Genomic DNA, 25,921 nt, shown 5'->3' with positions numbered 1-25,921 from the left:
ATATCCTCATGCCGCTTGCGCGGCCGAAATTGTGTCGTATCGCAGGACGAGATTGCCAAGGCGATCGACATCCCCCTTGCAGCCTCGCGGAATGGCGACCGTCGTGGTGGGTGCTTCGACGACGGCGGGACCGTCGATGCGGGTGCCAGTGGATAGGTCCCGATAATCATAGATGGGCGTGCATTCCCATCGGTGGCGCACGTCGAGGAACACTTGACGTGTTGAACGCGGACGGGGCTCCCGGCGTTCGCGCTGAAGTTCGGGCAACTTGGGGCGAGCCGGAAGACAGCCAATGGCGCGGACACGATAAGTGATTACCTGAAGTCCCGCATCGGCAAAACCGGTTCCCTTTCCGTAGAGTTTCTCGTAGAGCAGCTCAAACTGCGTGCTTACCTCGTTGACTGCATTGTCGTCGAGCTGGCCGGTCGGTAAGGGTGTTGAAACCTCCGCGAGCTGCATGGTGTAACGGATATCCGCTTCGCGCTCGAAGCGTACTTCGGCGAAGTGGAGGTCCTGGTCGATAATCCGCTGGTGAAGCTCCGCCTCGAGCCTGGCGAAAGTATCGTTAACGTGATTCGCGGGCGCAGGAAAGTTGTCCGGCGCTGATGTCTCTGCGGTCAATACAATATCCGATGCCGCAAGGCCGTACGCTGAAAATACCGCAGCAGTAGATCCGAGCGGCACGACGACTTCCTGGACTCCGAGATCGGCGGAATAGCTCGCACAGTGCATGGGGCCGGCGCCGCCAAAGGAATAGACGGCGAAGTCACGCGGGTCGTAGCCACTATTCACTACGACCTTGCGCACCAGATCCGCTGTTTGGGAATTCTGAATCGCATAGATTGCCGCAGCGCCTTCATCGACAGTCAGACCGAGTGGCGTTGCGATATGCCGACGAATCGCTTGCTCCGCGAGTTCACGATATAGTTTCTTGCGCCCCCCGAGGAAATTGTCCGGATTGATGATGCCAAGCACAAGGTCTGCATCGGTTACCGTCGGCAGGGTGCCGCCTTCGCCATAGCATGCCGGTCCCGGACGCGCTCCTGCGCTGCGCGGGCCGACACGCAGGTTGCCGCCCGCGTCGAGCCATGCGATTGCACCGCCACCGGCACCGATCGTATGGACATCGACCATGGTGGTATTGATCTGGTGCTGATGTAGAACCGTCGTCGTTGTTGTGGCGGGTTTGCCATCCAGTACGAGTCCAACCAGAAACGTCGTGCCACCAATGTCGGTCGATACGACGTTTTTATGCCCGAGCGCATCGGCGAGATGCAAGCAGCCGACCACGCCGCCAGTCAGCACGGAACCGAGGGTACTGACCGCATAAGCGGGGGCATCGGCAGCCCGAATGCAGCCGCCGGACCCTTGCATCACGAGCAACGCCCCGGTGAAGCCACGTTCGCGCAACTGTGTTTCCAGCGGGACAAGATAGTTGCGCAACACTGGCCCGACTTGCGTATTGATGATCGTAGTGGCACTGCGAGGGTATTCGCGAATTCGCGGGCTCACCTCGCACGACAAGGCAACATACAGGTGCGGTGCGAGTTCCAGAATGATTTCTCGTACGCGCTGCTCGTGAGCGGGATTGAGGAATGACCAAAGGAATGAAACTGCAATTGCCTCCACATTCATTTTCAGCAAGGCGTTGACTGCGTTGCGCACACCGTCTTCGTCCAGCGGGACAATTTCTGCGCCCTTGTAGTCGATGCGCTCATCGATTTCGAAGAGGCGATCTCGAGACACGAGCGGTTGGGGTTTGTTCGTTCGAGCCATGTGCTGGATCTCGTCTGGCCCCAGTCCTGCGTATCGACCTTCGAGATTCATGATCGAGATCGAATCGGCGTGACCACGCGTCGTCATGAATCCGACTTTTGCGACGTCGCCTGTAATGACCGCATTGATTGTCGATGTGGTGCCATGAACGATGTAGCGCGTTTGCGCGAGGAGGTCCGGGGTCGAAAGCCCAAGCTCCTGACCGAGTTCGTCGATAACCTTGAGGAAGCCTTGCGAAAAGTCGGGCGGGGTAGATGGTGATTTTGCCGATGCGAGACGACCGTTTTCGTGGGCAGCGAAACCGTCAGTGAATGTTCCGCCAGTATCGATGCCAATCACATAGCTCATCCTTGTCTCCTTGACTTATTGGTCGGCCGCCCTTGGGATCGCGCACATTCCCGGTTGAGCGACGGGCGTAACGTATTGGATTGGCTGATCGGCCGGAGGCCGCAATCATGCCGTGCCAATGCTCACGAATCTAGGATGAGCCGATCGGCCCGGTCAATCTTGATTACGCAATCAAGATGGGACGCGCGATGATCCGATATGCGAAGACAAGCGAGACGCCAGTGAAACTTCCGGTGCCGCTCGTGCGGCGTGTGCATGTCGGCATGTCGACATGCACACGCCGCAGGTCGGGACGGGGGCGAGTTGCCTGAATGCCGGGCAGAATCCACCGCGGCGCGCCGCTGGGCAAGGCACCCTTGACCACGATGGAAAGATCGGGAATTTCCCTAGCCTGAGACCATGTGATCCTGCCTCCGTACGGATGAGCGACCGACCATTACTCGTTGATTGAATGATCAAGATTGATTGAAAAAATTTGCATCACTAAATTGGCTTCGAAAAATAACGAGTCGGAGACACAAGATGGTGAAGCGATTGGTGATGGGGGGAGCGTGGGCGCTTTGCGCAACATTCGTGTATGCACAGCAGAGCCAGACGGTATCCGGAAGTAGTGTGCTCCTTTACGGTTTGCTTGATGTGGGAGTCGGGTATGTCACCAATGAGGGAGGACATTCCGCGACGTTGATGGACAGCGGAATACTAGCTCCCAATCTCCTGGGTTTTCGAGGCACGGAGGACCTTGGCGGTGGAACGTCTGCGATATTCAGTATCGTCACCCAGTTCAATGTGGCCAACGGTGCAGTGTTGCCGAGTTCCGGAGCTATGTTCAATCGAGAGGCGTACGTGGGGTTGAAAGCTGACCATCTTGGTGCATTGACTTTCGGCAATCAGTTTGACTTCATGATGGAGGAACTGCTCCCGTACGATCCGTCGTTGTACTTGGGAGGGTTTTATAATTTTCGCCAAGGTCCATTCGCGGGTCTGGGAATTCCCGGAAACCCGACTGGATCGCTCGACTTCGATCGTCTGGCTGGTGCGACACGTGTACCGAACTCGGTCAAGTACAGATCACCCGAGGTCTTCGGACTGAAACTCGGTGCGATGTACGGGTTCAGTAACCAGCCGGGTGCACTTTCCGCAGGCGACACGACCAGCTTCAGTCTCGACTATGCAATCGGTCGATTTGGAGTGGGAGCGGCATATACGTACGTCAAGTATCCTCAACTTGGTAACGGGCACCACGGAATCCGCAATTTCGGATTCGGTGGGCGGTACGACGCAGGCCGGGTAAAAGGATTCCTGCTCTATACCAACACAAAAAATACCCTGTCCGGCGCGGAGATCAATGTCTATGTGACAGGCGCGACCTGGAGCATCGACGGGTTTTGGTCGCTCGGCGCGTCGTACGAATTCATGAAGGGAAACGAGGTAGTCGGTGATAACTGCGCCAGGCAGTTTGCGACGACGATAAGCTATGCCCTGTCCAAGCGGACGGCTCTTTCGCTTACGGCGCTGTATCAACACGCGAGCGGAAGCGAATCTCGGGCGAAGGCGTGGATTAACGCGCTTCAACCTTCATCCACGAGCAATCAGGCCTTAGTACGCGTCGGGATGACCACGCGCTTTTGACAAGCCGCGACAACAGCGGCACGGCATGCGCCGGTGCTCAGGAGGCGATCGTGTGCTTCCGTCAAATGCATGATCATTTTGTTATGTGTCAGTGGGATATTTGCATTGGAAGTCTGTGATGAAGGATCTTACGATTCATCGACGTACCCAGGCGGGGCGCAAGCAGGGGCGTCTTGCCAGCGCAGGCATCTATGTCACTTGGGGCGACGATATGTCTATCGAGCCGTTCGTTGAATCTGTCGGAGATTGGGGGAGACCGTCCGGTTCCAAGCTGGACGGACCAGAAGCCGCAGTGTGCACGAGGAGGCGTCAGCCCATCCAGGGGGATCATCGTGGCAATCAGGAATTCAAACTGATATGGATTGCACGTGAATAATGCTGGATCAACGTTGAGGCGGTAGCCGAAGCGGTTCCGGACCGATGGCGATGCGGGACGTGCGTCACGCCGCTGCGGAACGATGCGGCGGTCTCCACACCACCGAACGAAAGAGACTGCATGGAGGACGGTGTGAAATCCCTGGCGCTCGACAAGACATCAGGTCCGAACGTGACCGAGGAAAGGTTGAAAAACTGTGCAAAGCGGAACAGATGGATCGAGACAACGTTGGAACGCGTATCGGGCATGACGCGCGTCAATGCCAACTTTTGGCGGTAGGCGGGGCTTCGGTGACAGAGTCGGACAGCATGCCGGATTTCTTGCCGGCGCAGCGCGCAATCGAGTTGCTCGGTATTAAACCCCAGACCTTGTACGCCTATGTTGCACGCGGTTGGATACGCGCGATCGCCCAAAGCGGAACACACCAAAAGCTTTATTCACGTGTGGACGTGGAACGGGTGCGGTCCAGAAGCGTCGCTCGCTCCGGCCATGGCCCGGTGGCTGCCGGAGCGTTGCGTTGGGGAGAGCCCGTAATTTCAACCGCCATCACCGAAATTACTCCTGAGGGTCCACGCTATCGCTCGAGATTGGCCACCGATCTGATTCGCCTTGGCAGTACGTATGAGACGGTGGCCGATCTGCTCTGGACCGGCGTCTGGAGCGGGCGAAAAGCGGGCTGGGAGGTCCAGGCACCGTCCAAGATTTTCTATGACATCGCCAGCGATACGATATCGCGCTTGCCCGCCATGCGGTTCCGGGAGTTGCTTGCGACGCTGGTGCAGTTGCTCTCCGTCGTATGCGACGGGGATTGTCGAGTGTATGGCGCCGATGTGGTTTCGGACGCCAGGCAAATGATCTGTGTGCTTGCCGGTGCGTTTGCCTTCCTGAGCAACGAATCCTTGATCGTGCCGCGGCCGGGTGAGTCGGTTGCCCGGGTGCTGACTCGAGCCCTGCACCTGGGCAGGCAATACGAAAGCTTGCTCGACGCAATCATGATCCTATGCGCCGACCATGAACTGTCGACCCCGACTTTCGTTGCTCGCGTGACCGCTTCGGCCGGCGCGAACTTGAGTACGTGCATTCAGGCCGGTATCGCAGCCTTCCAAGGGCCCTTAACCGGGGACGATCTCGATTGGGTTGGTGAGTTGCTTGATAGCGCGCCAAACAAAGCCATCTTGCTCGAGGGATTCGCACAGACGTACAAAAGAGGTCGGCAGGTTGCCGGGTTCAACCATCCGCTGTATCCCCTCGGCGATCCGCGCGCGCGCTTCCTCATTGAAACCATAACGCAGATGCCTGACGCAGCGCCTGAAGCCTTGGTACTCATCGAATTCATTGTTGAATGCGAGCGGCGCTGGCGGATGCGGCCAAGTCTGCCGGTAGCGCTCGTCGCCGCTCAACTGGCGTTCGGCATGCCGCCGCATACCGGTGGTGCCCTATTTCTGCTTGCGCGTATTGCCGGATACGTTGCGCACGTTCTGGAGCAGCGAGGCGAAGGCTTCTTGATGCGACCGCGGGCGAAATTTTCGCCATAGTTGTACGAGCCCCAAAGCGGGAAACGGAGGGGATCGCGGCGGTGTCTTGCACGCGGCGGAGGTGGGCTCGCCTGGACCGGGGTGCCGCCGCGAATCATCCAATGAATACCGATGGTGCGGGAAAACCCCGTACACCATCTGATTGACACAGAATATCCGTCGACATATTCTGAATTCAGAATTCAGTTTTCGATGAAAGAGCGGCTACAAGTCAGGGACGTTCCGCTTGATGTCCAGGAACGGGGGTGCTCCGTCGTGGCGGTAAAGGGCATCCGAGCGCGATCCGATGAATCACGGGAACTGGAACTTGCCGAGTGTTATGCGCGTATCAGGTGATGACCATGGGTACCGAGAAGATCGCTTTACGTTCGCTGGTCGATAAATGGCTTGCGCCGACACCGGCGAAGCCGATGCGGGTAGCCCGATTCGGGCGTACTGCGAACGGTGTGTTCTACGTATGCGTCGAGGTGCTGAGACAGTCGGGTCCTCTGACAATAGCCTTCTTCAACCATGAACACGGTGTCTGGCGAGTGTTCCCGCCTTCCACCAGTCGGCACCAGATGAGAGCGAGTGCAATCGCGCGCTAGCGTCGTCACGATGGCGGGCCGACGCAAGGTCGATCACGGATAGAAAATAAGGTATCCGAATTAATAGGGAGGATTTTCCAGATGTCGGTGCTGGGGTGCGAGGGGTATGAGTCGGTGGTCTCGATCAAGACAGTTGAATGCCTGTCGAAGCTGATTTCTTTTGATACTACAAGTCGTAACTCGAACATGGATTTGATCGAGTGGGCCGCCGCAGAGCTGGAGCGGCTCGGTGCGCGTCTCAGGTATGACTACAACGCCGGTCGGACAAAGGCGAACCTCTTTGCTACCTTTGGAGAGGGGGATGCCGGCGGGATTGTGCTGTCGGGACATACGGATGTCGTGCCCGTGGACGGCCAGCGCTGGCAAAGCGACCCTTTTATTGCCGATATTCGCGACGGGCGCGTGTATGGCCGGGGAGCGTCGGACATGAAAGGCTTCATTGCAGTCGTGCTGGCCAAGGCCGAGCTCCTCGCGGCAAGAAGCGTACGCAAGCCCATTCATATTGCGCTGACGTATGACGAGGAAGTCGGCTGTCTTGGCGTGCCAGGATTGATTGCTGAGCTTGATCGTGCAGGCATTCGTCCGGCCGGTTGTATTGTCGGGGAGCCGACCAGCATGCGCGTGATCGGTGCGCACAAGGCGGGACGGATTTACCGGTGCAAGGTGCGCGGCTGTGCGGCTCATTCTTCTCTCACGCCGAAAGCCGTCAACGCAATCGAGTACGCGTCAAAGCTGATTAGCCACATCCAGGATCTCGCCGAGCGCGAAGAAAGTCACGGAACGCGTGATGACGCATTTGACGTGCCGTTCTCGACGATCTCGACGAACAACATTGTGGGTGGCTCGGGCGACAACATTATTCCGGCCCATTGCGAGTTCGTGTTCGACTATCGATTGCTGCCCGGGCTTTCCCCGGATCCTTTCATTGAATCCGTGGAACGCTACGCAAATGAGGTGCTGCTGCCGAAGATGAGAAAGAAGTATGCCAATGCGGCGATCGATTTCGAATGCATTGGAAACATCCCTGCACTCGATGGCAAGGAAAGCGACGAAATCTACAAGATCGCAACGGAACTCGTCGGCCGCGATCGCGCCGAGAAGGTTGCATATGGTACTGAGGCTGCATATTTCCAGCAATACGGTGTGCCAAGCATTGTTTGCGGACCAGGCTCCATTGAGCAGGCACATAAGCCTGACGAATACGTCACTCTCGAGCAGCTCGGCGCATGCGAGCGATTCATTGAGCGTCTTGTTGAGCGGGTCAACGTCTAACTAAATATTGCAATACAACACATCCCACGTCTCGGAGTTTACGCCATGAAGGCTCTCAATGTGAGCAGTGCGCCACTGCTCGAGTCGGTTCAGGAAGATAGGCTGTTGAGGAAGGTTAGCAAACGTCTTTTGCCTCTGCTTTTCGTGAGCTACATCATCGCTTATATCGATCGGGTCAACCTCGGATTCGCGAAGCTGCAGATGCTGGATGATCTGCATTTCAGCGCGGCGGTGTACGGGTTAGGGTCTGGCATCTTCTTCATTGGATTCATTCTGTTCGAGGTGCCGAGCAATCTTATTTTTTATCGAGTGGGTGCCAGATTCTGGATCTCGAGAATCATGATTACCTGGGGGGCAATCTCGATCGCGACATTGTTCGTTAAGACTCCTGAGATGTTCTATGTCAGCAGATTTTTGCTCGGTGCAGCCGAGGCCGGTTTCACGCCGGGGGTGATCTATTACCTGACGCAATGGTATCCGCAGCGGCGCTTGGGGCGCGTGATTTCAACGCTGATTGCAGCTACCGCCGTTGGCGGGATCCTGGTCGGACCATTGTCCGGCTGGATGATGGGGGCGTTTGAAAATGTCGGGTCGCTGCGGAACTGGCAATGGCTGTTCCTGTTGCAAGGTGCTCCGGCGATTGTGATCGGCTTCATGGTTTGGTTCTTCCTCGATAACTCGCCCAAAGAGGCTGCATGGCTCAACGATGCCGAACGTGCGCAGTTGCGGGCGATCGTTGATGCGGACCGTGCGCCGGAACATCAGCGTGCACGAATTTCGGACGCGTTACGTGAGTCTCGAGTCTGGTTACTCGGACTGGTGCTTATTGCAGCCAATCTCGGTGCTTATTCCGTCGTGTTTTGGACGCCAACGATCGTCAAGGCGGCCGGCTTTCATCAATACGGTTCGATCGGTTTGATCTCGGCCATTCCATACGCCACGGCGGCGGCAGGCATGCTGCTGCTCGGGCAAAGCTCCGATTTCTTCCGCGAACGGAGATGGCACATCGCCGGAGCATGCATGACTGGAGCCTTGGGGCTGCTGATCAGCATCTTGTTTCATTCATCGCCATGGCTTTCTATCGCCGGCATTTCGATCGCGACAGGTGCTTTTGTCGGATCGACTCCGATTATTTGGGCGTTCGCGTCGAACTTCTTTACTGATCGTGCCGCGGCTACCTGTCTGGCATTGATGAACGCACTCGGTGCACTGGGCGGGTTCTTCGGTCCTTACGCAATGGGGCTGGCGCAGAACCTGACGGGCAGTACCGTCGTATCGATGCTTGCCATCGCAGGCTGGGCAGTCGCGGGCGGCTTCCTGATCCTCGCGCTTCCGTCGCCACGGAGGCTTAGTCGAGGGTAACTGAACGACGACGGGAGTGCGTGCATAACAAAGAGAGGGCCTCACTACAACCTCACATAGACGGGAAGTTTGGAGATGAACACGATCGGAAAGTACCAGAGCGGCCGCGATACGAAGCGTGGGTATCGGGCGATTGGAATGGCACTGGCAGCATGTGCGTTCGCCGGAGCATCCAATGCTGCTTTCGCGCAAAGCAGCGTCACGTTGTATGGGATTGTCGACGCGGGCATTACATGGGTTAGCAATGCAGGCGGCAAGACCGCGACGCTGATGGATACCGGCATCATGCAGGCAAACCGTCTGGGCTTCCGGGGCGTTGAGGACCTGGGTGGCGGATTGAAAGCCATCTTCACACTCGAAACGGGTTACAACCTCGGGACCGGCGCCCTTGGCCAGGGCGGGTTGGGCTTCGGACGCCAGAGCTGGGTTGGGCTGACCCATGAGCGTTACGGTACCGTGAAGCTTGGGCGTCAGCTCGACTTCATGTACGACCCGCTCGGGACGTACAACACGCCAACGTTGTCGGCAGGCGGCTACGGTAATAACCCGCTGGACAATGATCGAATGGGCGGTCAGCGGGTAAACAATGCGGTCAAGTACCTGAGCCCGAGCTTCGGCGGACTCACGCTGGGCGCGATGTACGGCTTCTCGAATCTGCCGGGGCAGATCAATGGTAACGGGCGGACGTACAGCTTCAGCGCGAATTACACGAATGGGCCATTGAGCGTTGCGACCGCATACGCGGATATCAGCGGCCAAACGATCGATATTTCACCGATTGTCGGGTCGTCGAAACCTGTGTTGCTGGGCGGAGATTTCGCCAGAACGTGGGGCGCTGGCGGCACGTATCAGGTCGTTCCGAACGTCACCCTGTATGCGCTTTATACCCAGGCGATTTATCGGGGTGCATCGGCTGCGGCGAACGGTACGTTCCACAACTATGAGGGCGGGGTTTCCTGGCTGTTCCGGTCGTTTTGGAATTTCGGCTTCGGCTATACGCTCACGACGCTGAACGGGAACAAGTACCACCAGGGAAACCTGACCGCGGATTACTTCTTGTCCAAGCGCACCGACGTATATGTTCAATCCATCTTCCAGCATGCCACGGGCGACACGGCGCATGCGGACGTCATCAGCATGCCGGGCTCATCCGGGCGCAATCAGCTATTGCTGCGGGTTGGCATGCGTCACAAGTTCTGAATCTACGGTTTCTTTTGGAGGTTTCGAGTTATGTACGAGTGGAAAGGCAAACATGATGGGTGGCTGATGTACCACTCGGTCGGGATGTTCCCCGGTCAGCGCGAGGCGGTACAAGCGGCGCTCGATTCGTTTACGGCGGTGTGGTATCGATCCGATCACGCGCGTTGGGACTACGGCTTGCAAGCCAAGCAGGAAGTGCTTGACGATTGGGCGACACTTATCGGCGCCCGGTCCGATGCAGTGTTCGCGGCGGAGAACGTGACGGAGGCATTCGCGAAATTTGTCGATGCGCTGGGGCGGCAGCGTCTTGCCGGACGACGCGTGCTCATCGCCGCCGACTGTTTCCCGAGTCTGCACTTCTTCTTGACAGGTCTTGCGCCGTCGCTTGGCTTCACGCTCGAAACCGTGCCGCTGTCGGACAACAAATCCTATGTGACCGATGATGACTTCATCGAGCGGTGGGACGACAGCGTTGCACTGGCCGTCATTAACTGGGTGACATCGACGGCATCGAAGCGAGCCGATCTGAAACGACTCATCGCACACGGGCGTCAGCAAGGCAGCTTGCTCGCTGCTGATCTGACGCAAGGAGCCGGCCTGCTTCCGTTCAACCTCGCCGAAACGCCGCTGGACTTCGTTGTAACGACAACGCTCAAATGGCTGTGCGGGACAACGGGTGCTGGTCTTGCTTACATCAATCCGGCGATGATCGAAGAGGGGCTTGTGCCGCTCAAACGGGGCTGGTGGAGTCAGTCGGATCCTTTCAACTGGGACCTGGACCGATTCACGTTTGCGCCGGATGCGCGGCGATTCAACGTTGCGACGCCGTCGCTGCTTCCGTACGTCGCATCCGGGCCGGGTTTGCAGTGGCACCTTGGTGGCGGGTCGCACGATCTCCGAGCCTGCAATTTGCGATTGAGTCATGAAATTATCGACGTGCTCGATCGCAAAGGTTATGAACTGGCTTCTCCCCGTCGTGACGAGGAGCGAGGTGGCAGCGTGATGGCCAGATTGCCTGACCACATCGACCCGCAGGCGCTGGAAGCACATCTGTACGATACCGCGGGTGTGAGTGTTGACACGCGCGGGCGCGTCATGCGCTTTTCGGCCGGTGTCGTGACCAACACGTCGGTAGCGGCAGCCCTTGCAACGCTTCTGCCGGAGTAAGGGTGATGGCGGGCGGATGTTCCGCTGCGAATCCAGGTGGCCTTGACGCGCGTCGGGCCCAGCCGTATTCTGAATGATGAATTCGGAATTCTGAGGGGACGACGTGCCGGGTGCACAAACGAAGGAAACGAAGCTTCCGCGACGCACTGCGCTCAAGCAGACAACGCTGGCCGAGACGATTTATCTGGAACTGCTTGGGCGCCTTCAGCGTGGCGAGATAGGTGCGGACGATCGCCTGCTGGACTACGAGATCGCCGGCGAATTCGACTGTACGCGGATGCCTGCCCGTCAGGCGCTGATGAGGCTAGTGAACGAAGGGTACTTGATGGGGACGACGCGCGGTTTCGTCGTTCCGATCATTACGACGCGAGATATCCGCGAGATCTTCGAGGTGCGTCGGTTGCTGGAGCCTGCTGCCGCGGCATCGGTTGCGAAAACGCTGGCTGACGAACAGTTGGACGCACTCAGGCGGGCGTACGAGAAGATCTGCACGGCATACGAACGCAACGATGTCGAACTCATGATTGCGGCCAATACCGAATTTCGCGATACATGGCTTGCCGGAGTGGAAAATACTCGCCTTGTCTCTGCGATCCAGCGCTTTGCAGATCATGTGCAACATGTGAGGGTAAAAACGCTGAAGCGGCCCGAAACACAGAAAGTCGTTGTAGAGTCCGTCGGCGCGATGCTTGATGCGTTCATGCTGCGCGATCCGGCGCGAATCGAAAGCGCATTGAAGAACGGCATGAAAGCGGCGGAGCACGAGTACTTCGAATCGTGGAGCCGCGTCGAGTGATTTTCCCGCGCATCGCAACCGTGTCGTCTCTGGCGTTCCCGTCGTAGCGGCTCGACTGCGTCCCCTATGATTGCGGGGAGGTTGCCTTTCCGAGTGTCATTGCTATCGGAGTTCGCGTTCACGAACTCGTCAGCATGGTTCGTGCTCGGGGGATCATGCTCACGTGCCTCCCGTTGGGTACGGGAGGCGGCCGTGATGAAAACGCTTTGCTATCGGGCGTCGGTGTCCGCGTAGTCGAGGGCTGCGCGTATGTCGGCGACGAAGCGCGTGAGCGTCCCGACGGCATCTCGCGGGGGCGTCTCGTGAAGTAGCTGCACGAGGCGGCTGCCGATGACGACCGCATCGGCAGTCTCCGATACGGCGCGCGCAGTGCGCGCATCTCGAATGCCGAAACCAACGCCAACAGGCAAAGGTACGTGCGACTTGATCGCCGGGATCTTGCTTGCAATGCTTGAGAGATCCAGATTGGCCGCCCCGGTTACGCCTGTCAGTGAAACGTAGTAGACATAGCCGCGTCCGACCTTCGCGACCGCAGCGAAGCGCTCTTCAGACGACGTAGGCGCCAGAAGGAAGATGGGATCGATGTCGGCGTGCTGCAACTTAGCTGCAAAATAAGCCGATTCTTCCGGTAAATAGTCGATCGTGAGAACCCCGTCGACCCCTGCATCGCGTGCGGCCGCCACGAATGCATCGACACCCATCCGTTCGATGGGATTTGCATAACCCATCAGTACGACCGGCGTGTGCGTGTTCGTGTCGCGAAAGTGTTTGACGTCCGCCAGCACGTGCCGCAAGGAGACGCCGTTGGCGAGTGCGCGTTCGCTCGCCCGCTGGATGACGGGGCCGTCGGCCATCGGATCGGAGAACGGCACACCGAGCTCGATGACATCGGCGCCGCCCGCGACGAGCGCGTGCATAAATTCGACGGTGCGGGCAGGGTCGGGATCACCCGCGGTGATGAAGGGAATCAGCGCTTTCTTGCCCTGCGCGGCGAGCGTCGAAAACGTATTGTGAATGCGTGACATAGAAATATCCTGGGTTCTGAATTCGTGTCTTTCGCGGCAATTCGTGCTGCTCGCGCGCGGCCGGCATGTGGGCGCTGGCAACCGGACCGATCGCATGCATTCAGTCCGTGCGATCGGTCGGTCTGTCCAGTGTGCGTTGCAAGCAACTGAGCCTGGGGCGCGTGCGAAGTGCGCTTGCGGCGCGAGCGAAAAGCAACCCTGGCCGATTTAGCGACAGCGTGCGCGGGTAGTGCGGGATTGCAGTGTCATATGGGATGACGGGGTCTATCGCTAGACGGTCGATCAGGTCGAGAGGACACGTCCGGGTTCGAGTCGTCCCCGTCAAACATGACGCGCTTACAGACTGATGCCCGAATGCTCGGCAACCGTATGCATGTCCTTGTCGCCGCGCCCCGACAGGTTCACCAGCAACAGCTTGTCCTTGTCTAGCGTAGCAGCAAGCTTCGCGGCGTAAGCGAGTGCATGGCTCGACTCGAGTGCCGGTATGATGCCTTCGATCCGGCAGCAGTCGTGGAACGCCTTCAATGCCTCGGCGTCCGTGATCGAGACATATTCGGCACGACCGCTATCCTTCAGCCATGCATGCTCGGGGCCGACGCCGGGATAGTCGAGGCCGGCAGAAATCGAGTGCGCTTCGATGATCTGGCCGTTTTCGTCCTGGAGCAGATATGTCCGGTTGCCGTGCAACACGCCCGGACTGCCACCCGTGAGTGCGGCCGCGTGGCGGCCGGTTTCGAGGCCATCGCCAGCTGCTTCAACGCCGATCAGGCGCACGGCGGCATCATCGATATACGGGTAAAAAATTCCCATCGCGTTGGATCCGCCGCCGATGCACGCAATGACCGCGTCCGGTTGTCGGCCCGTCAGTTCGGGCATCTGTGAGCGGCACTCGTCTCCAATGACGCGTTGAAAATCGCGAGCGATCATTGGATAGGGATGGGGGCCGGCCACGGAACCAATGATGTAGAAGGTGGTTTCGACGTTGGTTACCCAGTCCCGCATCGCCTCATTGAGCGCGTCCTTGAGCGTACGCGAACCGGATTCGACCGGCACGACAGTCGCACCCAGCAGTTTCATCCGGTATACGTTCGCCGCTTGCCGTCGGACGTCTTCCGATCCCATGTACACGACGCATTCCATGCCGAAGCGTGCCGCAATGGTCGCAGTCGCGACACCGTGTTGACCCGCACCGGTTTCGGCGATCACACGCTTCTTGCCCATGCGTCGAGCAAGCAACGCCTGGCCGATCACGTTGTTGATCTTGTGTGCGCCGGTATGGTTAAGGTCTTCTCGCTTGAGGAAGAGTTGCGCACCGCCCAGCAGTTCACTCCAGCGGCGGGCGTGGTAGACGGGTGACGGGCGTCCAACGAAGTATTTCAGTTCGCGCTGATATTCCGCGATGAATTCGGCATCGTGCTTGAGTGTTTCATAAGCGTCGCGCAGTTCATTGAGGGCGTGGACAAGCGTTTCTGCGACGAATACGCCACCGTATGGGCCGAAATGGCCACGATTGTCAGGCAAATTGTACATTGCATCACTCTCCAGAGCGTGCTGCGCAACTGCAGAACCAGTGCGCGGCACTGCCAAGCGTCATTCGGCTTTCGCCTGCGCATTGCGCGCGGCGCAAACCGATCGTTGGGCTGATTCTTCAGCCTTTCGCGGCCGTCGGAGCGGCGCCAATAGGGGGCGTCCGCTGCGAACGGGCGGGTACACGCCACGTCATTGACGTTTCGCGAGTTCAACCCACCATTCGAAACGGCCCGATGCGCGGGCTCTGCTGGAAAAAGTGACCAAAGGAGTACCTTTGTACTGCGGTGGCGGCACTCGATGTTCGTGTCGAACAACAGCGAACCGCCACGCCGAACTGCAATTTCAATAAACCGGTGGCCCCAGTATCGGGCGAGGCAGTGGGGATGTGCAACCGATGGAAACCCGCAGCGTCCGAGCTTTACCGGCTCAACGCAATTCGAGATCCTCGTGCGCGAGATGCTCCGTGGGTAGGCAGCGTTGACTCAGTGCGACTTGGGCCGCTTGGCCATAAAGGCTCGCAAACAAGTCCATCTGGACGCTCATCTTCTCGAGGTCGCGGACGCCTTCCTCGAGTGCGTCGAACAATGGTGGCAAAGTGGCGCCGCGCAATGTCGCATAAGCGTCGGTGATTTCGCGACCCGCATCGGTCGTCCGGTAACGCGTCTCCTTACGTGACGGCTTGCCTTCGGTCTCGATCAGTCCCGCCTTTACGAGTTTTCGCGTGGCGTACTGAAGATTGGGGACATCTACACGGTTCAACAACTGGCCGATCTCGGAGAGTCGCTTGGGTTCATCGCCCATGCGCACGACATTGAGCACCGCAACGTCGTCACCGCTCAGCGCGACGCTGCAGACTGCGGAGAAGCAAGCTGCCTTCCACCGGTAATAGGCCTGTGCCAGCCGCTCCATCCTGAACTCGAAATCCGACAACCGCCGCATGGCCGCGGTGCGGTCAAGGTGTGACGAAGCCGGCCGCTCGGCGACGCGTGGCCGCTGCACAGGCTCGGTGTGGGCGTCACTACGTTTCGGGACTGTCTTCCGGCTCTCTTTCATGGCGATCTCGCGGATGGCACGTGCTCGGGGCGGGAAATTACTCCCGTGCGCTGGATTGACATCATAAAAAAGTTATATTAAAAATTCAACTAAGAATTTGTGATGAAAGGTGATGCAAGAACCTACGCCGCGGGGCTTGACGCGGAAGTGCAGGACTTTGAGGAGGAGGCAAGTATGGCAGGCCAGTGGGTTGAGGTCGCCGCCGCAGATGGCGGAGTGTTCAAGGGATATTTGTCCGTGCCGGCCGCCGGATCGGGGCCCGGGATACTGTTGCTTCACGAGATTTTCGGCGTCAATGAGTCGATGCGCAGGGTTGCCGACTACTATGCCGAGGAAGGGTATGTGGTTCTGGTGCCTGATCTGTTCTGGCGACTCGAGCAGGGAGTGGACCTCGGCTACAGCGATGCCGATTTCGCCAAGGCGATGGAATACAACCAGCGCTTCGACGCCGAAAGATCGATTGCGGACATCTCCCGTGCATTGGCGACGCTTCGCTCACGTGCCGAGTGCACTGGCAAGGTCGGGGCGCTCGGTTTTTGTCTCGGAGGCAAGCTGGCATTCCTGATGGCCGCGCGCACGGATATCGACTGCGCGGTCAGTTATTATGGGGTCGGTATCGAGGAGCACCTTGCCGAGGCGCCCCAAGTCAATTGCCCGATGGTCTTCCACTTCGCCGAACTGGATCGCTATGTGCCGCGAGAGGCGCGCGATCGGATCGGTGCTGCGTTTGCCCAGCGCCCGGACGTCGGCGTGTATTCATATCCGGACTGCGATCACGCTTTTTCCGCTCCAGACCGCGCGAGCTTCAACAAGCCGGCCAGCCTGATGGCGCATTCACGATCGATCGCGCTGTTCCGCAAGGTAATGGGCCCGCACTACGATCTGGATCGTTTGTGGCAGCGACATAGCGACCTCGAATTCGTTGAGCGTTCGGTCGACGCCACGATGGCCACGATGGTGCCCGAGCCTTACGTCAATCATATTCCGACGCTCACCGGCGGCGTCGGTTATCGCGATCTCTACCGCTTCTATCGGGATCACTTCATTCCCAAGAACCCGAAGGATGCCAAGCTCATCCCGATCTCGCGCACGATTGGTGCCGATCGCATCGTCGATGAAGTTCTGCTTTGTTTCACCCACGATATCGAGATCGACTGGATGCTGCCGGGTGTGCCTCCCACCGGCAAATATGTCGAGGTTCCGCTTGTGGCGATCGTTCGGTTCCGCGGTGACAAGCTTTACAACGAGCATATCTACTGGGACCAAGCTTCCGTGCTGGTGCAGATCGGTCTGCTCGAGCGTGGCAACCTGCCGGTAGTCGGCGCGGAAACCGCGAAGAAGCTGGTTGACGAGACGTTGCCGTCGAATGTCCTGATGGCAAAGTGGCAGGTCGGGGAGCCTTCTGCGGCCGTGTGATCGATCACCTGCTCGAATCTACCGTGTCATGTGACAGCGGACTTCGGGCGCCGGGCACGATATCGCCAAGAGGTATCGTGCGCCGGCTTGGCGAAAATGTAGTCGCAACATGGGCGATCACGGCAACGAGCCCCGTTTCAATCCTGGATGGCAAGTCGTTCAACGCGGATGACTGAAGGTGGAGGCGGAGAGGAAGCGCGTCCATCGCGGAGGCTCCGATGAATGTCAGAGCTGGATTGGGCGTGGATGGGCTCATTCGCCGTCGTCCGTTCAAGCCGACCGTTCGTGAACTCGCGGAAAGGGGTTCGCATGGCGACGGTTACGCCGCATCATGTAAGGGTTTGCTCGTTGCGAAACACATTGCTGCAGGTCGCATAAAAATACAAATATGTAGTTATCCAGAATAGTGTAAAGATGCCCGACGAGCGGTGAGTATCGATGGCGAACTGCTTGCTCGCGCGCTAGCGATACTGGCCATCCCTTGTGCGGAACCCTCTCAATCGCAAGGCGGCCTGCAAGAGCTGGGCTCGGCGCCCATGGCTCCGAGGTCGCGCGATTGGTTGCGCGCCGTACGGTGTCTTGCTCCGTTGCACGCCGTTTTAATGCGCGACGACCCCGCACCGGACCTGTCGGGCACGGTGATTGTCCATTCTTCTTTCTGGCAAAAACAGTTCATCCATTGCAGGCCGCATGGCGGATAGCGCGTGCATGGCTTGGGCGCGTCACGCGTTCGGCCGCATCCGTGGACTGGCTCGATACTTCGGCGTCGTGCCCACTGTTCCGGCCAGGAACTGGCAGCGGGTGACGGGTTCGGGGGCATGACAGTTGCCGATGCCGCTGCTTCACGAGCCGTTTTGAAGGCCGATCGGGCGCTGCACGCATTTGATCCGGGCGCCGATGTGGCACTCGACGTGGATTTGTCATCGCGAGCGACCGCGCTCGCTCGACTCATACCGAATGCGTTATCGATTTGCTCAAACAAATCATTTGATCAGTGTCGATCGACATTCCGATAATGACTATTCATACCCTGCAGTTTGGTTACGCAGCGTTGTTCGAGGAGCGGATACAAGATGGCGCACAGTTTGGGATTTATCGCGAAGCACAACCTGTGGTCGGACGATCAGAGGCGACTGGCCGATGAAATCAAAGTTCGAGTCACGAAGGAAAACATTGAGCTGTTCAGAATCGTATGGGCGGATCCCCATGGTGCGTCACGCGCGAAGACAGTGACGCTTCCCGCATTCCTGTCGGCACTCGAAGATGGCTACAACATCAATGTCGCAACGGCGACGCTGGACGCATCCGGGGCGCGTGTCTTCTCGTCGTTCACTCGAGGTGGCGGAATGGGATTGGAGGAGATGACCGGCTCGCCCAACCTGATCGTCGTGCCCGATCCCGCAACGTTTCGTATCTTGCCGTGGGAGCCGAATGTCGCGTGGATTCTTGGCGACGAATATTTCACCTCGGGCAAGGGTTTTCACTTCTCCCCGCGGCGCTTGCTGCGTGACCAGCTCGACAAGCTCGCTGCGCGCGGCAAGCGTTGCGTGATCGGACTCGAAGTCGAGTGGTACCTGCTGCGCCTGGCCGAGGATCACCTTTCCCACGAGGATATCGGTGCACCCGGCCTCAAGGCACGGGCACCGCGTACGTTCCCCGTCGAACCCGGATATTCGTTCCATTCCGAGAGCAACATGGACACCATCCATGTGCCTGTTGCTGCGCTCAGTAAAGCAATGCAGGGGCTTGGCCTGCCGCTGCGTTCGATCGAAAAGGAGTGGGGACCCGGCCAACTGGAGTGCACGTTTGCGCCGCGTGATGCGCTGGAGGCGGCCGACAATCTGGTGCTGTTCAGGAGTGCCACGCGCCAGGTTTGCCGACGTCTGGGTTACCTTGCGACCTTCATGGCCCGCCCGGGGCTGAAGGGATATTACTCGAGCGGCTGGCACTTGCATCAGTCCATCGTGGACGCACAATCGCGTCGAAATCTCTTTATGCCTGATAACGCCGGCGACGTGCTCTCGCCGCTGGGCATGAATTATCTGGCGGGACTGCTCCGTCACGCACCCGCCGCGGCGCTCCTGTCGAATCCGACGATCAATGCTTATCGGCGCTTCAGGGCCAATTCGCTCGCGCCGGACCGGGTTGCCTGGGGCACTGATCATCGGGGCGTGATGCTTCGGGTGCTGGGGGGAGTCGATGATCCCGCGAGCCGCATCGAAAACCGTGTTGGTGAGCCCTCGGCCAATCCGTACTTGTACATCGCGTCGCAGCTGATTGCCGGGTTCGACGGTGTTGAAAACGAGTTCAACCCGGGGCCGCCCGATACCGACCCTTACAACACGCAGCACACGATGTTGCCGCATTCGCTATCCGAGGCACTGGAGCTGTTCGAGCGCGAGCCACTCTTTGGTGACCAGCTCGGGAAGGTGTTCGTCGACTACTACGGGCAACTTAAGCGCACCGAACTCAAGCGCTTTGAAGCATTTGTCCGCGAACACAACATCGATCCCGACAGTGAGGAGACCACTGAATGGGAGCAGAACGAATATTTCGACTTCTTCTGATGAAGAGTCAACCAATCTGAGGATCCATTTCCATGTCCACGCTTCAGCGCATATCGTTTCCCACGCAGGCGAGCAGCGATGCCCGGTTCGACTGGGACAATCTGGTTCAGGAGCAACGCGTTCACCGCACCATCTACACCGACCCGGCGATTTTCGATGCGGAGATGACCCACATCTTCGGTGGAACGTGGGTCTATCTGGCACACGAAAGCCAGATTCCGAACGTCAACGATTACGTGACCGGCAAGCTTGGGCTGCGGCCCATCATCGTTACGCGTAGCAGCGACGGGACGATTCGGGCGCTCTACAATCGGTGCTCCCACCGCGGCACGACACTCTGTCGCTGGGAGAAGGGCAACGCCCGCTCGTTCCAATGCCCGTATCACGGCTGGAACTTTGCCAATACCGGCAAGCTTCGTGGTGTGCCCTGGGCGGACGGTTATGCCGAGCGTCTGGTCAAGAATCCGGACTTCAACCTGGCGCAGGTCCCGCGTGTCGAGTCCTATCGCGGGTTCATCTTCGGTACCTTGAATGTCGATGCACCCTCGATCGAGGAACATCTGGGCCCCATTCGCAAGCCTATAGACGAATGGATCGACCGGAATCCCGGCGGCAAGGTGGTCGTATGCGAGGCGAATCGGTTCAAGTACAAGGGCAACTGGAAGCTGGCCTACGATAACTCTGGTGATGGCTATCACGTCATCTACTCGCATCAGTCTCTGATCGAAACCGAAAATCGTTTCAAGGACGAAGATGCAGAGAAGGGAATGTCGTACTACAAGCACGAGCCCGACAAACTGCCCATGTATATCCAATACATGGGTAACGGGCATCACTTCAAGGACAAGCGACCGGCGCTCGAGAAACGCCCCGGCGGACTCTGGGCTATCGAGTCATTGCATCCGGGTATGGAGCATGTTGCGGAGAAGCTGCGAAACCGCTTCGGCGCGGACGCAGAGCCGATTCTCGATCTGGCCGGATCGGAGCCGGTGAACATCAACGTCTTTCCGAACCTGTCATTGCTCGGCAATCACATCCAGGTGTTCCAGCCGGTGAGCGTCGGTGAAACCGATTCGGTCTGGTACGGAACGAAGATCGAAGACGTGGACGGCATGCTCGGGGAAGACGTATTGAACGACATCAATACGCTTCGCATGAGAACGCAGGAAGGTTTTCCAAACTTCGGCGAAATCGACGATCTGACGAACTTCGAGCAGATTCAGCGTGGGCTGGAGTGTATCGAAGACGAATGGATCTACATGAACCGGGGGCTTGGCATTCCGGACCGATTCGAAACATTGCCCGACGGCACAATCAAAGGGCCATCGACGGATGAGCTTTTCATGCGCGAGTACATCCGTGAGTGGAAGCGACTGATGGCATCTACTCCGAACAACAGCGTCCAGCGAGAAGTTTAATCATGAATGTTCAGGCAAGCCGCGATCCGTCCCGCTTCTCCTATTACATGACGGACGAGTTCTATCAAAAACTGGTCGCCGATTTCTCGGAATGGCAACAGGACGATCGTATCGTTCCCGAGGCCTCGGAGCGCGACGCATTCCGATCAATCATCGAAAGGGAGGCGCGGCTTCTCGATCAGCAGCTTTTCGAAGACTGGCTGAATATGTTTGTGCGCGAATGCGTCTACTGGGCTCCGTCGACGAGGAATCAGGGCGACCCTCGATCGGAGATTGCCGTGATGTTCGATGATCGGCGACGCCTGGAGGATCGGGTCTACCGTTTGCGTACCGGCCATGCGTGGTCGCAGGCACCCGCGTCCCGGACTGCCAGGTTGATTACGAACGTCGAAGTGTTCGAAGGTGGTAGTGCCGACGTGCGAATGGTCCGCGCCAATTTCCTGATCAGCGAGTTCTGGGACAACGAAACCAGAATCTTGACGGGCTGGGCGGGATATCGAATGCAACGCGACGAGGGGGGATGGAAGATCTCCGCCAAACAGATCAATTTGATCAACTGCGATCAGTGCATTCGCAACCCGAGCATCATTTTGTGAGCATATCGTCATGCGCCGTAGGCTACTTATCGTTGGCGGTTCATATGCCGCATGCGAACTCGCGTCGTCTGCCCGGGAAAACGGCTACGGCGAGCAAATTGTAATCGTCAGCGACGAGAGCGAGCTTCCGTATCATCGGCCGCCTCTGTCGAAAGCCTTTCTCAAGGGGGAGGTCGAGAACCCATTGGCTATCAAGGCCGAGGCGTTCTACACCTCCAATCATATCGACGTCGAACTTGGAGTTCGGGTGGTCGGGATCGAGCGCGAGGGTAAGCAGGCGGTACTATCCAACGGCGCTCGCGTGCTGTTCGATACGCTGGCGCTTGCAGTGGGGGCTCGCGCACGTTCGCTGCCGCTCGCGGGTGCCGACTTGGGCAATGTCCACTACCTACGATCGGCAAGCGACGCACGAACGCTCAGAGCAGCGGCGGCGAGCGCGGTCAACATCGTCATCATCGGGGCCGGCTTTATCGGTCTCGAGGTGGCATCGGCGCTTGCCGCTCCCGAGCGGCGGATCACCGTCGTCGAGGCGGCGGATCGAATTCTTGCGAGAGCCGTTGCGCCGGAAATTTCGGGATTTCTTGCCGCCGCACATGCTCGGCACGGGGTAACGCTTTCGGTTGCCGGCGAGATCGAATCGCTCGTTGGCGAAAAGGGTGTGGTTCAGCGGGTCGTACTCAAGGACGGGCGTGTCATCGATGCTGACATTGTCATCGTCGGCATCGGCTCTATTCCGAATACGGAGTTGGCCGAGCAAATCGGCCTACGCTGCAGAAACGGGATTGCAGTCGATTCGCAGTCGAGAACCGGTGTCGCCGATGTATTCGCCATGGGCGATTGTGCGGTGTTTGGCGGCGTCTTCAATACGAATGGAGCGCGACTCGAGTCCGTTCAAAACGCAATCGATCAATCCCGTGTGGCCGGTTCGACCATTGCCGGTGTTGACAAGCATTATGAGTCGCTCCCGTGGTTTTGGTCGGATCAGTATGACTTGAAACTTCAGATGGCAGGTCTTGCCTCTGGTGCAACGGATCGTGTGGTGCGTCACGGTTCTGACTCGGAGTTTTCGGTGTTCCATTTCCGCGATGACGTCTGCATCAGTGTGGAGAGCGTGAACCGGCCTCGCGAACATATGTCGGCACGTCGTCTGTTGCCGGCTGGGGTGACGCGGGCGCGTTTACAAGAAGTGGATTTCGATATTGCTGCGCTGATGAAGCGGTGAAGCGGTCGGATTTTGTGCAATTTTCAAGCGAATAGTGTCAGATGACGAAGATCATATTCGAAGACCATGCTGGTCGACGTGTTGCTGTTGACGCGAGGTTGGGCTCGACGGTCATGGAGGCGGCGATCTCAAACAATGTATCCGGCATCGACGCCGAATGCGGCGGCGCATGCGCGTGCGCGACCTGCCACGTCTATATCGATCCGGAGTGGTTGGCGGTGGTTGGCGCGCCTGGTGATACAGAGCGCGACATGCTCGAATTTGCCAATGAGGTCAGGGAAAATTCGCGCCTCTCGTGCCAAATCAAAATCCAGGCCCAACTCGATGGGCTGATCGTGCGAACGCCGGAAACTCAGGGATGAGTACGGGGCCGTATGCCGCGTTTCTGGTGCAGTGACGTTGCGGTTGGCTGACGGGGCGACGCAGGTCGATCTCTGACCGATGTGCGCATCGCGCATACGGAGTCGAGGACAATGGCACGGGCCATGAGCCGTACTCGAACTTGCATCTGGATATGCGCCGAGATGGCGATTTAGGACATAACGATGTGCGATTCTCGCGAGACTAATAGCAAGGAAAGGTTGCATGACAACGCCCATTAAAGGATCGGTCGTCTTCGTAACAGGTGCGACCGGCGGGATCGGCCAGTCGCTTATCGAGACCCTGAAGGCGCGGGGCGCCGCAAGGATCTACGCCGCCGCACGCAACGTGTCGGCAGTACCTGCGTCCGAGAACGTCGTGCCGATCACGCTCGACGTCACCAGTGACGAGGACGTCACGCAGGCCGCAGCCACGGCCAAGGACGTCACGCTGCTGATCAATAACGCTGGCGTCAATCACAACACCTCATTTCTGCGCGCACCCGACCTGCAACTCGCCCGCGAGGAAATCGATGTCAATTATCTGGCGTTGCTGCGCGTCACGCGCGCGTTCGCACCGGCGCTGATCGCTCACCATGGTGCCGTGCTCAATGTGCTGGCGCTGCTAGCGCGGGTCAATCTGCCATCGATGGGCTCGTATTGCGCGTCGAAGGCCGCGGCGCTGAGCTTGACGCAGGGTCTGCGCGGTGAGCTCGCTCCGATGGGCGTGCGGGTGGCTGCAGTGTTACCCGGTGCTATCGACACGCGTATGACGGCCGGCCTGACGCTTCGCAAGATGGGAGCGTTGGCGGCGGCGGAGGAAGCCCTGGATGGCTTCGAGGCCGGCGCCGAGGACATCTATGTGGGGGACATGGCGCGTGAGCTGGCTGCCGAACTCGCGAACGACGCGAAAGCGGTTGAGCGCCGACTGGCATCCGGCACGCTATAGACCGGCAGGGTGGGCGGCTGATGGAGGTGGGTTTTGAGTGTGAGTATCGCGGAGCGAAGGGAGCGTATTTGATTCGTCGATGTTGACGGGGTACCGCCGAATAGGGATGGCAGAGGCGTCCGGTCTTGACGTCGCCTGCTCCAGGTCGCTTCGCTTTTTTGAGTGCATAACGAAAAAGGAGACGAATGTGAATGCCGATGGACAGATGGAGGATCATGCACTGGAACCTGTGCCGCTTCACCTGCGACACGGATGGTTGAAGCTGTCGTGGAGCACCGCTGGTATCGCAACCACGCTCGTGGTGTTGTTCCTGGGAGCACTCACGACTTTCGCTGCGGGCATCAAGATCGCACTGGCCGCCGGTGGCTTCGTCGCCGTGGTCGGCTCGCTTCTCGGCTGGGCGTGCGGTCACATTGCGTTCAAAACGGGCCTTTCCAGTACGGTCATGGCGCGGCACTATGGCTTCGGTGCACGCGGCAGCCTGATAGGCTCGCTTATCTTTGGCTTCATGATCATCGGATTCCTTGCGCTGGAGAACGCGCTGCTGTACGCAGGGTTTCGTTTTGCGTTCGGCTTCCAGGATACGCTCGCTAACCAGATTCTCGTCTATGGACTCTTAAGTGTCCTCTGGATCTTCCTGACCGCATACGGCTTCGGCGCCGTTTCAAAGGTGTCTTCCTACACGTTGATTGCCTTTATCGCGTTGCTGCTATACATCACCTGGAAGGTCGTCACGATTCATGCCGACAATCACGCGTATGATTTTCCCGCACTGTTTCCGCCCGACGTGCTCGCTACTCTGGGGGCGTCCGATAGCCTGGGAAAATTCATCTTCTGCACGAATGTCCTGATCGGCTCGGCCGGTGCGTTGGCTCTCGTCGATGCGGACCTCGGCCGATTCGCGCGAAGTTCGTCGGACATCGGTGTGGCGGCCGCTGTGGGCAACGTCGCACTGGGGTTCGGCATGGTGTTTATCGGCGGCGTCTTCATGTACGCCGGCGTCGGCAAACTGGCTGAACATTATGCTGCTTCCCTGCATGTCGATCTGGCGACGGCGCGAAAGCTGGCGATGAGTCCCGACGGAGTAACTGCCGCTTTCCTGTTTTTTGGCGGCTGGGTCGGTGTCGCTCTCATGATACTTGCGCAAACCAAGGCCCAGGTCTTGAACACGTATAGCGGATCGCTTGCACTCTCCAATCTGTTTGACGCCATCGGGTTGCGTACAAGACGTATTGTCCTGGTCGTCGTCGCGAACTTGCTCGGTCTTCTTATGGTGGCGCTGGATATCCTGAACAGGGTACAGGCGTGGATCGAGATTCTCGGGGTGATTACGACCGCATTTGCCGCGGTCATGATCGTCGACTATTTTTTTGTCAGTCGTATCACGGGACGCCTCCCCGCGTCTAAACCCGAGTCGGTCAACTGGGCGGGCGTAGGCACCACGGTGATTGCCTCGACCGTGGCGCACTTCATGCTGAATCAAATCGTGCCGATTCAGTTTTTCACGTCGCTCGGCATAAGCGTCGTGTTGTACCCGGCATTGCGGCTGACTGTATTTCGCCCGCTTGCTGCTGGAGTCGGTGATCCGGCGTGAGTTGCTTCGAACGCGAACGAGCGTAACGCTGTTATTGAAGCGTTGAGTGTGGGTGCCGGCGCTTCTCGATGTACCGGCTACCCTGGATCGCACATGGACGATCGTCGGCCGCTTGCGCGGCAGTCGGCGCGAAACACGCATTTC

20 protein-coding genes are annotated in these 25,921 nt (G+C 58.5%); 15 read left to right on the top strand and 5 right to left on the bottom strand.

The window, feature by feature from the left end; all coding sequences use genetic code 11:
* Positions 1-6 precede the first annotated feature (6 nt).
* Positions 7-2,124 (bottom strand): hydantoinase/oxoprolinase family protein, encoded by a 2,118-nt coding sequence (locus U4Z31_RS10335; protein ID WP_321810221.1) that lies wholly within the window; start codon positions 2,122-2,124, stop codon positions 7-9.
* A gap of 522 nt (positions 2,125-2,646) precedes the next feature.
* Here U4Z31_RS10335 and U4Z31_RS10330 point away from each other — a divergent pair.
* Positions 2,647-3,753 (top strand): porin, encoded by a 1,107-nt coding sequence (locus U4Z31_RS10330; protein WP_321810220.1) that lies wholly within the window; start codon positions 2,647-2,649, stop codon positions 3,751-3,753.
* Between the two features lie 339 nt (positions 3,754-4,092).
* Here the strand turns inward: U4Z31_RS10330 and U4Z31_RS10325 are convergent, their stop codons facing one another.
* Complete coding sequence (locus U4Z31_RS10325; RefSeq protein WP_185715761.1) at positions 4,093-4,377, bottom strand: hypothetical protein; 285 nt, start codon at positions 4,375-4,377, stop codon at positions 4,093-4,095.
* A gap of 60 nt (positions 4,378-4,437) precedes the next feature.
* Here U4Z31_RS10325 and U4Z31_RS10320 point away from each other — a divergent pair, with 60 nt between their 5' ends.
* From U4Z31_RS10320 to U4Z31_RS10295, 6 genes are all read left to right on the top strand, one after another.
* Positions 4,438-5,664 (top strand): citrate/2-methylcitrate synthase, encoded by a 1,227-nt coding sequence (locus U4Z31_RS10320; RefSeq protein ID WP_321810219.1) that lies wholly within the window; start codon positions 4,438-4,440, stop codon positions 5,662-5,664.
* A gap of 668 nt (positions 5,665-6,332) precedes the next feature.
* On the top strand, positions 6,333-7,523 hold the full coding sequence (gene argE / locus U4Z31_RS10315; protein WP_321810218.1) for an acetylornithine deacetylase: 1,191 nt from the start codon (positions 6,333-6,335) through the stop codon (positions 7,521-7,523).
* Between the two features lie 45 nt (positions 7,524-7,568).
* Positions 7,569-8,885 (top strand): MFS transporter, encoded by a 1,317-nt coding sequence (locus U4Z31_RS10310; RefSeq protein WP_321810217.1) that lies wholly within the window; start codon positions 7,569-7,571, stop codon positions 8,883-8,885.
* A 75-nt stretch (positions 8,886-8,960) separates the two neighbouring features.
* Entirely contained in the window at positions 8,961-10,085 is a 1,125-nt protein-coding gene (locus U4Z31_RS10305) for a porin (protein ID WP_321810216.1), read from the top strand.
* A 30-nt stretch (positions 10,086-10,115) separates the two neighbouring features.
* On the top strand, positions 10,116-11,252 hold the full coding sequence (locus U4Z31_RS10300; protein ID WP_321810215.1) for an aminotransferase class V-fold PLP-dependent enzyme: 1,137 nt from the start codon (positions 10,116-10,118) through the stop codon (positions 11,250-11,252).
* Between the two features lie 103 nt (positions 11,253-11,355).
* Positions 11,356-12,048, top strand: a complete 693-nt coding sequence (locus tag U4Z31_RS10295) for a GntR family transcriptional regulator (protein WP_321810214.1) — start codon at positions 11,356-11,358, stop codon at positions 12,046-12,048.
* Positions 12,049-12,257: 209 nt separating this feature from the next.
* Here the strand turns inward: U4Z31_RS10295 and trpA are convergent, their stop codons facing one another.
* The 3 genes from trpA to U4Z31_RS10280 form a co-directional block, all read right to left on the bottom strand.
* A complete protein-coding gene (gene trpA / locus U4Z31_RS10290) occupies positions 12,258-13,073 on the bottom strand; it encodes a tryptophan synthase subunit alpha (RefSeq protein ID WP_321810213.1) in 816 nt (271 codons plus the stop codon).
* A 336-nt stretch (positions 13,074-13,409) separates the two neighbouring features.
* A complete protein-coding gene (gene trpB, locus U4Z31_RS10285) occupies positions 13,410-14,603 on the bottom strand; it encodes a tryptophan synthase subunit beta (protein WP_321810212.1) in 1,194 nt (397 codons plus the stop codon).
* A gap of 426 nt (positions 14,604-15,029) precedes the next feature.
* On the bottom strand, positions 15,030-15,656 hold the full coding sequence (locus tag U4Z31_RS10280) for a helix-turn-helix domain-containing protein (protein WP_321810211.1): 627 nt from the start codon (positions 15,654-15,656) through the stop codon (positions 15,030-15,032).
* 174 nt (positions 15,657-15,830) lie between these two features.
* Here U4Z31_RS10280 and U4Z31_RS10275 point away from each other — a divergent pair, with 174 nt between their 5' ends.
* From U4Z31_RS10275 to U4Z31_RS10240, 8 genes are all read left to right on the top strand, one after another.
* Positions 15,831-17,072, top strand: coding sequence for a dienelactone hydrolase family protein (locus U4Z31_RS10275; protein WP_321810357.1), 1,242 nt, complete (start codon positions 15,831-15,833; stop codon positions 17,070-17,072).
* Between the two features lie 1,073 nt (positions 17,073-18,145).
* On the top strand, positions 18,146-19,639 hold the full coding sequence (locus tag U4Z31_RS10270; protein WP_321810210.1) for a glutamine synthetase family protein: 1,494 nt from the start codon (positions 18,146-18,148) through the stop codon (positions 19,637-19,639).
* A 32-nt stretch (positions 19,640-19,671) separates the two neighbouring features.
* Positions 19,672-21,057, top strand: coding sequence for an aromatic ring-hydroxylating oxygenase subunit alpha (locus tag U4Z31_RS10265; protein ID WP_321810209.1), 1,386 nt, complete (start codon positions 19,672-19,674; stop codon positions 21,055-21,057).
* Between the two features lie 2 nt (positions 21,058-21,059).
* The gene (locus tag U4Z31_RS10260) at positions 21,060-21,653 is read left to right on the top strand and encodes an aromatic-ring-hydroxylating dioxygenase subunit beta (protein WP_321810208.1); all 594 of its coding nucleotides are present in this window, start codon (positions 21,060-21,062) and stop codon (positions 21,651-21,653) included.
* A gap of 10 nt (positions 21,654-21,663) precedes the next feature.
* Positions 21,664-22,875, top strand: coding sequence for an NAD(P)/FAD-dependent oxidoreductase (locus tag U4Z31_RS10255; RefSeq protein WP_321810207.1), 1,212 nt, complete (start codon positions 21,664-21,666; stop codon positions 22,873-22,875).
* Between the two features lie 41 nt (positions 22,876-22,916).
* Positions 22,917-23,237 (top strand): 2Fe-2S iron-sulfur cluster-binding protein, encoded by a 321-nt coding sequence (locus tag U4Z31_RS10250; protein WP_321810206.1) that lies wholly within the window; start codon positions 22,917-22,919, stop codon positions 23,235-23,237.
* A gap of 223 nt (positions 23,238-23,460) precedes the next feature.
* Positions 23,461-24,183, top strand: a complete 723-nt coding sequence (locus U4Z31_RS10245; RefSeq protein WP_321810205.1) for an SDR family oxidoreductase — start codon at positions 23,461-23,463, stop codon at positions 24,181-24,183.
* Positions 24,184-24,370: 187 nt separating this feature from the next.
* Positions 24,371-25,777 (top strand): purine-cytosine permease-like transporter, encoded by a 1,407-nt coding sequence (locus tag U4Z31_RS10240; protein WP_321810204.1) that lies wholly within the window; start codon positions 24,371-24,373, stop codon positions 25,775-25,777.
* The last annotated feature ends 144 nt before the right edge of the window (positions 25,778-25,921 follow it).

Origin of the sequence: Burkholderia sp. BCC1985, assembly GCF_905339915.1 — a bacterium.
Classification (GTDB): domain Bacteria; phylum Pseudomonadota; class Gammaproteobacteria; order Burkholderiales; family Burkholderiaceae; genus Burkholderia.
This window is presented reverse-complemented; position numbering and strand designations above follow the sequence as displayed.

Excerpts from the sequence above, each read along its gene's own strand:
- U4Z31_RS10270 (WP_321810210.1), top strand. The coding sequence starts at position 18,146 with ATGGCGCACAGTTTGGGATTTATCGCGAAGCACAACCTGTGGTCGGAC.
- U4Z31_RS10300 (WP_321810215.1), top strand. The coding sequence starts at position 10,116 with ATGTACGAGTGGAAAGGCAAACATGATGGGTGGCTGATGTACCACTCG.
- U4Z31_RS10310 (WP_321810217.1), top strand. The coding sequence starts at position 7,569 with ATGAAGGCTCTCAATGTGAGCAGTGCGCCACTGCTCGAGTCGGTTCAG.
- U4Z31_RS10260 (WP_321810208.1), top strand. The coding sequence starts at position 21,060 with ATGAATGTTCAGGCAAGCCGCGATCCGTCCCGCTTCTCCTATTACATG.
- U4Z31_RS10320 (WP_321810219.1), top strand. The coding sequence starts at position 4,438 with ATGCCGGATTTCTTGCCGGCGCAGCGCGCAATCGAGTTGCTCGGTATT.
- U4Z31_RS10265 (WP_321810209.1), top strand. The coding sequence starts at position 19,672 with ATGTCCACGCTTCAGCGCATATCGTTTCCCACGCAGGCGAGCAGCGAT.
- U4Z31_RS10245 (WP_321810205.1), top strand. The coding sequence starts at position 23,461 with ATGACAACGCCCATTAAAGGATCGGTCGTCTTCGTAACAGGTGCGACC.
- U4Z31_RS10275 (WP_321810357.1), top strand. The coding sequence starts at position 15,831 with ATGGCAGGCCAGTGGGTTGAGGTCGCCGCCGCAGATGGCGGAGTGTTC.
- U4Z31_RS10325 (WP_185715761.1), bottom strand. The coding sequence starts at position 4,377 with ATGCCCGATACGCGTTCCAACGTTGTCTCGATCCATCTGTTCCGCTTT.
- U4Z31_RS10280 (WP_321810211.1), bottom strand. The coding sequence starts at position 15,656 with ATGAAAGAGAGCCGGAAGACAGTCCCGAAACGTAGTGACGCCCACACC.
- U4Z31_RS10305 (WP_321810216.1), top strand. The coding sequence starts at position 8,961 with ATGAACACGATCGGAAAGTACCAGAGCGGCCGCGATACGAAGCGTGGG.
- U4Z31_RS10330 (WP_321810220.1), top strand. The coding sequence starts at position 2,647 with ATGGTGAAGCGATTGGTGATGGGGGGAGCGTGGGCGCTTTGCGCAACA.
- U4Z31_RS10250 (WP_321810206.1), top strand. The coding sequence starts at position 22,917 with ATGACGAAGATCATATTCGAAGACCATGCTGGTCGACGTGTTGCTGTT.
- U4Z31_RS10255 (WP_321810207.1), top strand. The coding sequence starts at position 21,664 with ATGCGCCGTAGGCTACTTATCGTTGGCGGTTCATATGCCGCATGCGAA.
- argE (WP_321810218.1), top strand. The coding sequence starts at position 6,333 with ATGTCGGTGCTGGGGTGCGAGGGGTATGAGTCGGTGGTCTCGATCAAG.
- U4Z31_RS10335 (WP_321810221.1), bottom strand. The coding sequence starts at position 2,124 with ATGAGCTATGTGATTGGCATCGATACTGGCGGAACATTCACTGACGGT.
- trpA (WP_321810213.1), bottom strand. The coding sequence starts at position 13,073 with ATGTCACGCATTCACAATACGTTTTCGACGCTCGCCGCGCAGGGCAAG.
- trpB (WP_321810212.1), bottom strand. The coding sequence starts at position 14,603 with ATGTACAATTTGCCTGACAATCGTGGCCATTTCGGCCCATACGGTGGC.